This window comes from Paenibacillus sp. FW126-R14, assembly GCF_058789495.1.
On record NZ_JBYTBS010000076.1, the window covers coordinates 11,349 to 25,755 of the forward strand.

5 protein-coding genes and 1 pseudogene are annotated in these 14,407 nt (G+C 46.6%); 3 read left to right on the plus strand and 3 right to left on the minus strand.

The genetic code is table 11. From position 1 onward, the window contains the following. Positions 1-2,448: OmpL47-type beta-barrel domain-containing protein (locus tag AC3WRW_RS29990; RefSeq protein WP_492549880.1), on the minus strand; the 2,448-nt coding region annotated here is incomplete at its 3' end. Positions 2,449-2,460: 12 nt separating this feature from the next. After that, positions 2,461-3,627 (minus strand): annotated as a pseudogene (locus tag AC3WRW_RS29995) (X2-like carbohydrate binding domain-containing protein); the annotation flags it as partial. Positions 3,628-4,029: 402 nt separating this feature from the next. On the opposite strand from AC3WRW_RS29995, the gene AC3WRW_RS30000 reads away from it, so the two are divergent. Together AC3WRW_RS30000 and AC3WRW_RS30005 are read left to right on the plus strand one after the other, a co-directional pair. Continuing rightward, on the plus strand, positions 4,030-6,546 hold the full coding sequence (locus AC3WRW_RS30000; RefSeq protein WP_492549876.1) for a winged helix-turn-helix domain-containing protein: 2,517 nt from the start codon (positions 4,030-4,032) through the stop codon (positions 6,544-6,546). 251 nt (positions 6,547-6,797) lie between these two features. Beyond that, positions 6,798-11,414: a cadherin-like beta sandwich domain-containing protein gene (locus tag AC3WRW_RS30005; protein WP_492549877.1), complete on the plus strand. Its 4,617-nt coding sequence runs from the start codon at positions 6,798-6,800 to the stop codon at positions 11,412-11,414. 97 nt (positions 11,415-11,511) lie between these two features. Here AC3WRW_RS30005 and AC3WRW_RS30010 read toward each other — a convergent pair whose 3' ends face one another. Beyond that, on the minus strand, positions 11,512-13,461 hold the full coding sequence (locus AC3WRW_RS30010; RefSeq protein ID WP_492549878.1) for a glutaminase domain-containing protein: 1,950 nt from the start codon (positions 13,459-13,461) through the stop codon (positions 11,512-11,514). A gap of 108 nt (positions 13,462-13,569) precedes the next feature. On the opposite strand from AC3WRW_RS30010, the gene AC3WRW_RS30015 reads away from it, so the two are divergent. Continuing rightward, positions 13,570-14,376, plus strand: coding sequence for an AraC family transcriptional regulator (locus AC3WRW_RS30015; RefSeq protein WP_492549879.1), 807 nt, complete (start codon positions 13,570-13,572; stop codon positions 14,374-14,376). Positions 14,377-14,407 lie beyond the last annotated feature (31 nt).

A 14,407-nucleotide genomic window follows, 5' to 3' on the forward strand; every position in this document is an offset into this window, starting at 1 on the left:
GCTCACACTGTTAGCCACGTTGACTGTATATCCGGTTGTGTCCGCATTAAATACCGGGGCTAACGATCCTGCGCTGACAGCCAGATTGCTTAAATCTGCGCTGGTTGGCAACACCACGTTCTCACGATTCACCATGATCGTGTAGGTTTTGGCCGCTCCGCTCTGCGGAGTCACCTCAATTTCAATCTTGTTCGCTCCGACAGCCAGGTTCAATGGTCCGTATGTTGCTCCGCTTACGCTCGTCGTACCGTTTACTCGGATCACAGCTTCCGCATCCGCTGCAGATGGCGTAACGCTGATGCTGCTCACACTGTTAGCCACGTTGACTGTATATCCGGTTGTGTCCGCATTAAATACCGGGGCTAACGATCCTGCGCTGACAACCAGATTGCTTAAATCTGCGCTGGTTGGCAATACCACGTTCGCACGGTTCACCGTAATCGTGTAGGTTTTGGCCGCTCCGCTCTGCGGAGTCACCTCGATTTCAATCTTGTTTGCTCCGACAGCCAGATTCAATGGTCCGTATGTTGCTCCGCTTACGCTCGTCGTACCGTTTACCCGGATCACGACTCCCGTATCCGCTGCGGTTGGCGTAATGCTAATACTGCTTACGCTGTTAGCTACATCGACGGTGTATTCCGCTGCACCTTCCGTGCTCAACTTTGTGTCTTGTATGCAGCTTGCTGCACCCGATCCCGTATCCGAACAGTCGAAATGAACGGTAACAGCAACCACCGGTACAGTCTTATCAATTTGTACTGTAGCCGTATGTGCTGCCTCGATGTTGCCTGCTTTGTCCACACTCCAATAGGTAAGCGTATGTGTGCCTTCGGCTGAAATCGGCACCGTTGTGCCAGTTTGTTGAGCCCCACCATCCACTGTATAGTAGGTAGCATCGACACCGGAACCGCCATCGGTTGCTGTCAGCGTTACAGTTACATCATTGTTCACCCGATTTGCAGGAGCATTATCCGTCGTAAGCGGTGATGTTTTATCAATATTGATGCCGTTTACTTGGGCCGTCGCACTGTTACCTGCATTGTCAATTGCTGTTCCTTGTACACTTTGATTGGCACCTTCCGTGCTCAACTTTGTGTCTTGTGTGCAGCTTGCTACACCCGATCCCGCATCCGAACAGTTAAAATGAACGGTAACATCACTGTTATACCAACCGTTAGCGTTAGGGGAACTTGTTGGCGCACCCGTAATTGCCGGTGCAGTCTTATCAATTTGTACTGTAGCCGTGTGTGTCACTTCGATGTTGCCTGCTTTGTCCACACTCCAATAGGTAAGCGTATGCGTACCCTCGGCTGCAATATTCACGGTTGTACCGGTTTGTTGAGGCCCGCCATCCACTGTATAGTAGGTAGCATCGACACCGGAACCGCTATCGGTTGCTGTCAGCGTTACAGTTACGTCATTGTTTACCCAATATGCAGGAGCACTATCTGTTGTAACCGGTACAGTCTTATCAATTTGTACTGTAGCCGTATGTGCCGCTTCGATGTTGCCTGCTTTGTCCACACTCCAATAGGTAAGAGTATGTGTGCCTTCAGCTGAAATCGTTACCGATGTGCCAGTTTGTTGAGCGCCGCCATCCACTTTATAGTAGGTAGCGTCGACACCAGAATCGTTATCGGTTGCTGCCAGCGTCACGGTTACGTCATTGTTTACCCAATTTGCAGGAGCATTATCCGACGTAACCGGTGGTGCGTTATCTACTGTTGAAGCGTGATATAGGCTTAAAGAATTAAACTGAACAATGGTGTAAGGAATATAATTTACATTGCCATTCATGGCAGTTTGATCGTAGTTGCCGGCTTTAAAGTAGTAAAGATGATTAGGCGGTATAACTTGGCTAGGGCTAGCTGTTTGCCCATTAAATATCAAGCTGCCGTTTAGATAAATGGACAGCACGCCGTCATTAAGGGTCATTCTGTATGTGAAATACTGATTTAACGGAATTTTGATTGGGAGATACTGGTACCCCAATGAGTTTATGCCACTTGGTTCATAAAGTATGCGTATATTGCTATTGGGATAAGCAGGGTCATATCCATATTCAAATTCGCACAAGGTTGTTACATTTTGATCAAATACTTGTCCAATGGTAGTCCAACCTACACCGTTTAAAGTGCCAAGTTTTGTAACGGCAACGGTTCCAGTCATAGCGTTAGTCCCTACAGGCAACCAAGCAGCATCAGTTCCCGCTATAGGATCATATTCCCTTAGCTCACTGCGAGGATGGGCTGAGCCGGATGTGGTTCCCCCCACGGCGGTGTCCATAAAGACTTGGCTTCCGTCAGCCCCAACGTAGAAATACGGATCGGCATAGCCTGCTTGTAAGGTTTGGGATGTTTGACCTGCCCCACCAGGGAGCGGCTCCTGTAAAGTCCAATAGCGGTAATCAATGCCCGCGACAGGGGGTTTGCCCGATATTGTAAGCATGAATGTTTGAGGATTCCCCTGATCAAAGTTAAAGATAAAAGAGTGGGTTCCCATACTAAGTGTGTCTAAGAAACTTTGATTAAAGGTAACGGTATTGCCTGAAACTGCATAAGCCGACGAAGGCAAGATCGTTGTACCCTCACTAATGCTTGTAAAATGGTTGCCATTGAGATTCATTGTTGTTGATATTGTAGAAGGCAGCATAGGAATATAAGCAGTACCTTGCGGCGAAAGGGAAGAATCGGCCGCCGCTGCTACAGTTAGAACATAAGGAAGGAATGATGATCCTTGACTAGAAGAAAAATTAAACCTTAAATTATAGCTCCCATTAAGACTGCTTAGGTAGGTATTTGAAAATGTAACAACATTGTTAGCATCAATCGTATAATCCGTTCCTTCCACAAGCGTGTAGGAACCATTGGTAATGCCTGTAAAACTTGTAGCAGCGTCCAGATTTACTTGGGTGGATATTGCATTTTGCAACGTTTTATAGAAGCTTCCTGATGAAGATGAAAGAGTAACGGGAGGTATTATTTTCAAGAGTCCGATACCCAATTGACCTGTAGCAGAAGGCTTTAAAGTATAGTTAATCAAAATATACCGGGCTGTTATTGGAGCAGTAAAAGTTAAGTCTGATGTATAGTATCCAGTATTAGCATCTAAGCTCCAACTGTAGGTTCCATTAGTAACAGTGCCTGTTGCAATATTGGTAGGTACAATTGCAGCGCTAGACCATCCGTTAGCTGTTGGTGAAAAATTTATCGCGTTATTGTTAGGATTGGTAGAAAGTTTATTCCAAAGGGAACTATCATTTGAATAACTTAGTTCATACTGGGAACTGCGGTTTATGGTATTTACATCGGTGGCAGTCGTATGAAAGTTAAAACCTTCTATATTGCTTTGAGAACCAAGGTCGATAGCTACCCATAAATTTGAACCGTTTGCCGAGTAGACTGTATTAGCCCCTAGTGTCCAAGTGACCGAATTACCGATATTTACTGCTGTTCTAGTACTTTGCTGTGAGCTTGCCTTAATGTTGCCGTTTAATGTCAAAGTAGAGGGCAGTAGGTTGGTTGCGGCTGCGTAAGCTACAGATGACGGCATGGTCGGAAACATAGAAAAAACAAGTGCAATGACAAGGATAAGACCAAAAAAAGATTTTGAATTTCGTTTTAACATGAAAGAATCACCCCATTAAAATTTCTCTGTATCGCTTCAATTTTGACAATTGAAAGCTATATACTTACCATAAAATGTAATCGCTTACAAATAACCATGCACGAACTATCGTTTTTTCAAATAAAGCCCCCCTCTTGCCTGCGAAAATCCAACATATATTTTATATGTAATGTCTTTGTACCATATTTAAACTGACAGGTTTGGTGCAATTTTTATTTGTACTTGTCAAATTTTTAGGACAAAGGAATGTTGGGAGCACTGCCGTATGCTATACTTCCTAGTAAAAGAACACATTCTAATTAAAGGAATTAAATATTATACTAATCTAATATGAAGATCCTTATATTTTCCGAACCCAAGGGAAAAAGCATACATAAACAGCCAAATCCGAGGTGCTGATCCATGATTCTGAGTACGAAACTCCATATCCCGCAAACGCGGCGCGATGACCTTGTTGAGCGGGCGGCGATTACCGAGCTATTAAATAAAGGATTAAAGAGCAAACTTACATCCGTAACGGCTCCCGGGGGGTACGGCAAAACAACAGCTTTGAGTCAGTGGCTGCAGCAGTCCTCCATACCTGCCGTATGGATTTCTTTGGGCCCTCAAGATAATGATCTGATTGAGTTTTGGAGCTATACGATTGCTGCAGTTAATAGTAAAAACCCCAAATTTGCGGAAACGGTCACCCCGTATTTGCCATCCTTAAAGTCGGGAGCGTTTGAGCCATTCCTCTCAGCCATGATTTGCGAACTTGATCGTTACCCGGATGAATTAGTCATGATTTGGGACGATTATCACGCGATTGATCTTGCCCCCATTCATGCTTCAGTGGCTTATTTTCTTGGCTATTTGCCCGCTCACATCCACCTCTATATAACGAGCCGGGCTGAAATGCCCTTTCCTACGGCAAGGCTGCAGACGACTGGCCAAATGGTGAAAATCACGATTCAGGAGCTGCGATTTCAACTTGTGGAGGGAATTCGTTACTTTCAGGATTGCATGGGATTGTCACTGTCGGGAGAAAAGATAGCTGTGCTGGTAGACCGCACGGAGGGCTGGATCAGCGGACTGTATCTTGCGGCCATTTCGCTGCAAAAAAGTGGCAATTATTCGGATTTTATCCGCGCCTTTAGCGGGGAACACCGTAACATATCCGATTATCTGTTTCAGGAGGTTTTTAGTCTCCAGCCAAGCGAGATTCAGTCCTTTCTATTGGAAACTTCAATTGTAGACAGGATAAACGGCCCGTTGTGCGAGGCGATTACCGGGCAAGTGAATTGTCAGGAGCTGCTGGAAATGCTGGAACAGCATCATTTGTTCATCGTTTCTTTGGATGATCAGCGGGAATGGTATCGCTATCATCATTTGTTTTCCGAGTTCTTACGGAGGCTTTTCCGTCAGAGGTATGCAGGTCAAACGAAGGAGCTGCATGTCAAGGCAGCCCATTGGTTGGAGGAGCACGGATTTTTGGAGGAAGCGATAGAGCAGCTGTTTATGGACGGGCATCTTCACGAAGCAAGCACTTTGATCGAAAAGCATCTGCCAAATCTTCACGCGAAGAGAGGGGTACTTTATCGATGGCTGCGCGATCTACCGGAAGCCTGTTTTACTGGAAAGCCGGGAATTCAGTTCCTTTATGTCAAAGTGATGGTGGAAACCAATGAACTGGAGTTGGCACAAGCCAGACTTCGCTTAATGGAGGACAAGCTATCCCATCCGGAATGGAAACCTTACGCAGGAACCGTTCACTTTTTGTCCGCGGCTGTTTCTTTTTACCGAAGAGACTTCGGGCGGGCGAATGAATATTTTGCGATATTTGATCGGCATACGCCGGGGGGCAGCTACATCCAGATGATTGAAGCGAACTCGTATTCGATGTATTTCGACACCTTATTGAGTTTTTTTCATAATTTGCATGATGCGGAGAGATTCTTTTATAAATGGATCAAAGTATGGGAAGATAGAGACAATTACCCCTATGTTGGCTTTTTCTACAATACGTACAGTTTGTTGTTGTATGAATGGAACCGTTTGGAAGAGGCTGAAGTTTATGCGGAGAGGGTACTGAGGTCAACGTGCATGCAGCCCTATGCCCTTATTCTGTTAAGTGCTTCTATCAATGCTGCGCGGATCTGTCAGGCCAAAGGAGATTCGGCCAAAGCGTTTGAATTGCTGGAGGGGGTTAAACCTAAGATCGATTCAGTGGACAAAAGAATGTTTATGAGGAGAATAGAGGCGGAGAAGGCAAATTTATCGCTTGCGAACGGTTCTTTCGATGAGGGGTGGCTGCAAACATGCGGCATCAAGCATACCGATACGATCCCGCCCGGTCCGATCAAAGAATATCTTATTTTGGCAAGTGTGCTTATGGAACGTCGGGAAATCGATGAAGCTCTGCAACTGCTAGAGCAATTGTACTGGCTTTCCGATAAGGCTGATCGGACCTGGGATAAGGTTAAGGTGACCATCCTGCAAAGCATGGCGTTTTATCGAAAAAGTGATAGGACGAACGCTGTCATGAAGCTGGGGGAGGCACTCCAATTGGCGGAACCGGGGAAATATATCCGCAGTTTCGTGGATGAAGGGGTCAAGATGGCTGAGCTGTTACGTGAATATATCCGGCAAAAGCAGATCAACCCTAACCGCAAGTCTGCAAGCATACTCTACGCCAGAGAATTGCTTCTGCTAATGTCGGATCATGGGAATGAGACTGCAAGCTCGGGAGCACTTATCACAAAACAGGAATTAAAAATATTACGGATGATTGACATGGGTCTATCGAATAAACAGATCGCCGAACAACTTCAAATCACAGCCGAAACGGTTAAGAGTCATCTGAAAAGTATGTATAGAAAACTTCATGTGAACAGCAGAGAACAGGCACTGAAGCAAGGAAAAGAATTCCAATGGTTGTAGCAAGCTATTTATCGCAATCGAACAAAATTATGATTATACAATACATATTGGTATGAGGTATATCCCCCATTTTTTTACCCTCCATCCCCCTTAGATGGGGGATTTTTTTATTAGGACGAAAGTCATAGAATTGGAGAGAAAGTGTCAATAATCGACAAGAATTGCGAGGAGATGCGGTTTCAGACGAATCACTCGTGCCTGCAAACGGTCTATTGATCTAGTCAAATAAAAAAGGAGAGGTGCCGAGGAAAATGAATAACGTAACTACCAAGAAGAGAGTAGCAGCAATGCTGATGAGTTTCATACTGCTTGTTCTTCCGGTGATGCAGATCGTTCTGGGAGGAGGTGCTGCTTATGCTGCACCTGAAACCAGGGTGTGGACGGACATCACGAAATCAGGGGGATTTTGGAATCCATATGGTGTGGCCTTGGGTGGGGATGGCACGCTGTATGTAACGGATAGGGATAGTAATAAAATTAAAAAAATGCCTAGCGGAGGAAACGCTTGGCAGGATATCACCCATTCAGGAGGATTCGACAATCCTAACGGTATCGCGGTAGGCAGTGATGGTACGGTGTATGTCTCGGATGGCAGGAATAAAAAAATTAAGAAGCTTTCTAGCGGTGGCAACGCCTGGCAGGACATCCCCAATGAACAACTATACGAATTCAACATTCCGACGGGTATAGCCGTGGGCAATGACGGCACAGTTTATGTTGCGGACCCTGGCTATAACCAAATTAAAAAACGGACGAGCGGAGGCAGCGCTTGGGAGGGCGTCACCTATTCAGGGAGTCCGGTAGGCATAGCATTAGGCAGTGACGGCACGTTGTATGTGACGGATCGCTATTATCATCAAATTAGAAAACTGACGAGCGGAAGCAGCACCTGGGAGGACATCACCAATGCAGGAGGGTTCGCCAATCCTGATGGTATCGCAGTAGGCAGTGACGGCAGTGTGTATGTGTCGGACGGTACGACTGGGCAAATTAAAAAACTGCCGAGTGGGGGGAGCGTCTGGGAGGACATCACAGGCTCAGGGGCATTTAACACCCCGGCTGGTCTAGCAGCGGGCAGTGACGGCACGTTGTATGTGGTGGATTCGCGTAATTACAAAATTAAAAAATGGTCCTCCGGCTACCTGGTAAGCTTTGACAGCAGGGGAGGGACAAGCATTAACGCTCAGCCCGTAGCCAAAGATGGTTATGCGACAGAACCGGCTGCGAGCAAGGCCTACAGCACGTTGGAAGGGTGGTATAGTGACAGCGCGCTGACGCAACCTTTTAACTTTGCAACAACAGCAATTACAGCGAACATAACGCTATATGCGAAGTGGGATACAAGCATTTGGGTAGATATCACTCATTCAGAAGGATTTAACAATCCTAGTGGCGTGGCGGTAGGCAGTGACGGTACGGTGTATGTGACGGACAGAACTAATCGCAAAATTAAAAAATTAGCGAGCACCGGAAGCACCTCGGTCTGGGAGGACATTACCAATGAACAGACGTTTTACTCCCCAAGCGGCATAGCCGTGGGCAGTGACGGCACGTTGTATGTCGCGGATGCTGGCATTGGTCAAATTAAGAAACTGCCGAGCGGAGCGAGTGCCTGGGAAGACATCACCCTTTCAGGGGGATTCAACTTTCCGGGGGGTATAGCGGTAGATCGTTATGGCACGTTGTATGTGGCGGATACGATACATAACCAAATTAAAAAACTTCCAAATGGAGGGAGCGCCTGGGCGGACATTACCTATGCAGGGGATTTTCAATATCCAGCGGGTATAGCTGTAGACAATGACGGCACAGTATATGTGGCGGATACGTATCATAGCCAAATAAAAAAATTGCCCGGCGGAGCAAATACCTGGGAGGATATTACCAAATCGGGAACCTTTTCCTATCCGACGGGTATCGCCGCAGGTAGTAACGGCGCCGTATACGTGGTAGATTCTGAAGATAACCGCCAAGTTAAAAAGTTATCGAGCGGAGGTAATTCCTGGAAGGATATTACCCATTCAGGAGGATTCTACTATCCTAATGGCATCGCAGCAGGCAGTGACGGCAAGTTGTATGTAACGGATTCTAGCAACTTCATTAGAAAACAATCGCATGCGTATACAGTAAGCTTCGTTACCAACGATGCGTGGTGGACAACAGGGGATCAAATGGTGATCGATCATGACCATGCCACAGAGCCAACTGTACCGACAAGAAGTGGCTACTTTTTGGAGGGGTGGTACAGCTCAAGTCAATTTAGCGGAGCTCCCTTTGATTTTGCGACAACTGCCATTACTTCGGATCATGTGTTGTATGCGAAGTGGGTCATGACAGCAGCAGCGGTGGCCATCGATGCGCCGGTGCTAGGCGCAACTCCGCAGGATGCAGCAGCGGTAGAGGCAGCAACCGCCAATGTCGATTACACCGTTACCCGTGTAACCTGGAATGAAGCTCTAACAGCGGGCGGCACATTTAAGGGAGGCCAAAGCTATACGGCAACGGTTGAACTAACATCCAAGAATGCGAAGTTATTCCAGGCAGGGGCGTTCACTCCGACGGTAGAGGACGCATCCGAGGTGGGAACTACAACGACAACGGGTTCAAGCGTGGGCAACACCGTGACCTTTACGGTAACTTTTCCAACAACTGAATTACCCATAGGAACAGCAGCAATAGCTGGCGTAACACCGCCAGTCAGGGGAGCAACGCCGGTATCCGCCCTGGCAGCAACAAGCGAATACACAGCAACGATCGCATGGTCGCCGTCTGACGCCATATTCGCTCCAAGTACCAGTTACACAGCCCAAATAACAATCACACCTAATGATGGTTACACCTTAACAGGCGCTGGTGAAAACTTCTTTACAGTAGCGGGAGCAACCTCTGTAACTACGGATGCCGAATCGGGCGTCGTAACCGCCGTTTTCCCGGCAACTGCACCATTAAACGATAACGCGCTCCTTTCTAACTTAACCGTTGATCAAGGTGCATTGACATTTTCATCGTTGCAGGGTACGTATTCGGTGGATGTTCCGAACGCGATTACAAGTCTCAACGTGGCAGTAACCAAAGCGGAAGTGAGTCAAACGCTTGCAGTTACGGGTGCTGTGTACACGACGGCAACGGGCAATGTTTATAACTACCATGCATCGAATCTGACGGTAGGGGCCAATACGATTCGTATCGTGGTAACCGCCGAGAATCAAGCACAAAATATATATAACATAACGGTTAACCGTTTAAGTAACAACGCCGACCTAAGCGGCTTGACATTGTCGGGCGTAGCGCTTACTCCAGCGTTCGTCTCCGGGACCACAACGTACACAGCCAATGTGGCAAATGGTGTTTCCAGCACGACCGTAACGCCAACCGTATTGGAGAACCATGCAAGGGTGGTTGTAAACGGAACTACGGTTACAAGCGGCGCGGCAAGTGGTGCCATTCCTTTGAATGTTGGCAATAACACAATCACTCTGGTCGTGACAGCGCAGGATGGCACACCGAAAACGTATACGGTTACGATAACGCGTGCAGAGGGACTATCCAACAACGCCGACCTAAGCGGATTGACACTGTCGGGCGTTGCGCTAACTCCAGCGTTCGTCTCCGACACTACGACGTACACAGCCAATGTGGCGAATGGTGTTTCCAGCACGACAGTAACGCCAACCGTATTGGAGAACCATACAAGAGTGGTTGTAAACGGAACTACGGTTACAAGTGGCGCGGCAAGTGGTGCCATTCCTTTGAATGTTGGCAATAATACAATCACTCTGGTCGTGACAGCACAGGATGGCACATCGAAAACGTACACGGTTACGATAACGCGTGCAGATGCGCCGTCCACTGGTGGCAGTGGCGGCGGGTCAACAGCACCAACGTCCCCAGTTGTCTCCACGGATGCGGATGGTAATCTAACGCTTCCAGCGGGAGGTGCGGGCGAAGTTAGTTTGAATAAAGAGGTCACAGTTTCGATTCCGGCAGGCGCTACGGATCGAGAACTAAAAGTAACGATTACCAAAGTATTAGAAACGCAAGCACTTCTAACCAATCAAAAGGCTCTAACTAGCCCGGTATTTGAGATTTTGAAGAACTTCTCAGAGAACTTTATCAAACCGGTCACACTGACGTTTGTTTTTGATAAGTCCAAATTAAACGGCAACCAAACCGTATCCGTCTTTTATTTTGACGAAGTGAAAAAGGAATGGGTGAAGGTTCCCGGCAGTAAGATTAACGAAGGCAAGATTACCGTAGAAGTCAATCATTTTACGAAATATGCGGTATTCACTGAAGTTAAAGCTGCAACCGTGCCAACACCAGGAACGCAACCAACTATTAACTTTAGCGACATCGCTGGACACTGGGCTGAGGCGAGCATTAAGAAAGCGATCAGCATGGGTATCGTTGGCGGCTACCCAGACGGTACGTTCAAGCCTAACAAAACCGTAACGCGCGCGGAATTTGCGGTGATGCTGATGAATGCACTCAAACCGCAAGGAGAAGGAGCGACACTGGTGTTCACGGATAAGGCGGAGATTGGCGCGTGGGCGCAGAAAGCTGTCGCGCAAGCGGTACAAGCAGGAATTATTCATGGATATGAGGACGGTAGCTTCCGTCCAGATCATGTTATTACACGTGCCGAGATGGCAGCGATGATTTCATCGGCTCTAGGTAAGTCTAGCCAAGCGGATGTTACAACAGGCTTCTCAGACGACAAGGACATTCCAGCGTGGGCGAAAGCAAGCGTGGCATTCGTAAAACAAGCGGGAATTGTGCAAGGCAAAAGCGATAACCAATTTGCACCTAAGGACAATGCAATCAGAGCAGAGGCTGTAACGGTGCTGCTCAATATGCTGGAGCAGTAGAGCAAATAATGTGAATTTTGTACGGAAAAACGCAGCCCCAAAATGGGCTGCGTTTTCATTTTCCCGGTAGTGTCATACCTTCAGATGATAACGCTATTCATTTTCGAAAGCATTCAATTCCCTTGTCCATAAGCAGTTTAATGAATAGCCCGCCCTGAACGGATCTGTTTTGGAAGCTTTCTATTTTTGCGGTGGTCGTTGAATAAAAATCCGTCATCGGAACACGGCTTTCCGACTCGTGATAAGCCATCCACAGGCGATCCACGAGGGTCGTGAAATCCTCCTTGTTTTCACAAAGGGCAGCGCTCCACACCAGCCAATCCGATTTGGTGTAGGTGTTGCGATTATCCAGCATGAGGCCGTAGGGACCGGAATGCTTCTCGATATAGGCTTTCGTCTCTGCCTCGAAAGTATCTTTAGGGAATAAATTTAGACCGAAAATTTGATCCCATACCGCATTGTATTTCATACTAAAGGAACCGGGACGGTCAAATGCCAGACGGAAAGTACCATCCTCATTTGCAGCCATAATCAGCCATTTCTCAACCATGGAACCGGCAATTTTCATCAGTTCCTCTGCTTTGTCCTCATTTCCGGCTAAGCGGTTCAGAATAGAGAAGCTGGCGATCCCCATAATCGCTTTAATCGACAAATTGCAGTTATGGGCCAGATGCCCCGCGAAATCGTCCGTACATAACTGGTTATCCGGATCTACGCCGTTATCGATGAGGTAATTGCACCATGTTTCGAGATGGCTCCAATTCTCCTGAGCGAACGAAACGTCATTTTCCGCAAGCGCGACTGCCGCACAGCAGATCAGCATATTTCCGCATTCTTCTACTGGCATCTGCCAAGTCGGGCATGTCCCGCTGCTATAAACCTGTCCGTTAAGGAGAGGATAGGTCCCGACATCGTGGGGAGCAAAATCGTAATGCCAAACATCCATAGAGGCATATTTGAAAATCGGTCTTAGCATCCCTTTTACAAGCTCCGGGTTATAAATCAAAAATTGAGGGATGGAAGGGTAGGTCACGTCGACGGTGGCGGCACAACCGTTGCTGAAATTCTCCTTGGAAATAAACAACACATCTCCATTGGTATCCACACAAACTTTATGCGCAGCAACCGCTTGCCGGTAGGCAAGGGATAACAGTTCCGCATATTTTTCATTGCCTGATTCCTTGGCATCCTGATACAGCTTGGACGAGAAAAGCTCGCATTTCTTGGAAAGCTGATCATACTCGCTTAGAGCTTGTTGGATCGCTTCCTCGATGGTTTGGCCGTCTTTTTTCCAATAAGCATTCAACGGCTCGTGAAAATATTCAATCGCCTTGATATCGTCATAAGCGACGGCAAATAGTCCATCCGCATTTTGTTCCGTATCTAATGTGATCGATAGCGCCATCGTATGGTTTAAGGTGCCATATTTATTCGTCCCGGTTGAAGCCATTAGCACGGACGGATTATGATTTGAAGCGAGGTACATGTATCCCCAATTGATCCTAAGATCATCACCAGCTGCGCTTAACACTCGCTGGATCTTGCTGCCAATCCTGCCGCAGGCAAAGCCCGGCTGGCTAAGATCGGCATATTCGGTCGGAAACTCGTATTTCAAATTTTGGCATATCTCGTCATCCACCTTAATGGTAATCGTCACACGGTGGTTTTTCCCGTCGTTGGTCCAGGCTTTCGCATGTATATAAGATACGGGTCTGGACAGCAGTTTCAAATCATTCATCAGAAGAGGAGTAGTGAAGGTAACTTCTAAATGAATTTCATCACATACAAAACGGTAGATGGTTGAGAGCGCAGTTATGTCCAGACTCGTTTGTTCCATTTTCAGGCTGTTTGGCGTATCGCCCATAAAAAGATACTCTTTGCCATCTACCGAAGCAGTTCCGGTCATCCGATGAGGCTGACCCGTCCAATGCTTGGTGTCCGAATCATTCAGACGATTGGCCATCGACCAAACTGAAAAATATGGATCTACTGTAATTAGTGGAGCGGCTGGAGCCCGCAAATTCATTTCAATTCCTCCTGTTTTCACCCTGGATAGAGTAGTATGCAAAACAAATGTACTGCTTATGGTTTAATTTATCATTTTATTGTGGTTATAATAATAGGAAATGTTATCACAAATGTGAGGATTATAATCATGCGTGAAGAAGTACATAATTTTTGGCATATGTGTGATGCCAAGCTTCCACTGAATGTTGTCATGTCGGGAATCTCTTATTGCGACAAAAATTACCGGATTGAGCGGCATGGACAGAACCTGTTTTCGTTCGAATACATCATTGATGGCAGCGGCGTTCTGGAGATTAACTCCCAAACCGTGTACCCTCAAAAAAATGACGTCTATATTTTAACTCGGGACAGCGATCACGTTTATTATTCCAGTGAAGATCATCCGTGGACGAAAATTTGGGTTGTTTTTTACGGGGAATTTGCCGAGTATTTGTTTAAGCAATATTTACCTGCAGATACGTATATCGTAAAGGACTGCAGCATTCTTTCTTATATGAATGAAATCATCAACATCTCGTCCACCAGCAATAAGAGTTATTCCGAAATGATCGACGAAGTATCGGTTATGCTGTTGAAGATCGTTTTACATTTGAAAAACCGTTTGGAGCATAAAGTGCTCTCCGCTGCGGCGCAGATTAAATTATGCTTGGACGTAAACATTGAAAACAGGCTGAATATGGACGATGTTTGCATACAGCTCGGATATTCGAAAAATTATATCATCAAGCTGTTTCGGGAAACGTACGGGATCACTCCTTATGCTTATTTCCGCAAACACAAAATCGAACTTGCCAAGCACTATTTGCTAAATACTCATCTTACCATCAACGAAATTTCCGCCAAGCTGAACTTTGCGGACCAACATTATTTTTCTTCGACTTTTAGCGGCATTGTCGGCATATCGCCGTCCAATTACCGGAAAACAAAGAAATGAGAGGCTGCCGGCAATCGGCAGCCTTTTTTAC